Origin of the sequence: Salinarimonas soli (assembly GCF_008386575.1) — a bacterium.
GTDB classification, from domain to species: domain Bacteria; phylum Pseudomonadota; class Alphaproteobacteria; order Rhizobiales; family Beijerinckiaceae; genus Salinarimonas_A; species Salinarimonas_A soli.
On sequence record NZ_VUOA01000288.1, the window covers coordinates 1 to 215 of the forward strand.

Below are 215 nucleotides of genomic sequence, written 5' to 3' on the forward strand. Positions count from 1 at the left end.
CGCCGCCGAAGCGCGCCACCACGTCGATTCCGCGGGTGTTGGCGCGGACGCGGGTCGCGAACTCGCGCAGCACCTCGTCGCCCGCGTCGTGGCCCCAGGTGTCGTTCACGCTCTTGAAGCGGTCGACGTCCAGGACGAGCACGGAAAGCTGGCGCCCCCGCATGGAGGCTTCGTCGAAGAGCGCCGAGAGATGGCTGTCGAGGTAGCGCCGGTTG

1 protein-coding gene is annotated in these 215 nt (G+C 70.2%); it reads right to left on the reverse strand.

Going from position 1 to position 215, the window contains the following annotated elements:
- Positions 1 to 215, reverse strand: a 215-nt coding sequence (locus F0L46_RS25950) for a diguanylate cyclase (RefSeq protein WP_149822454.1), incomplete at both ends; no start/stop codon positions are given.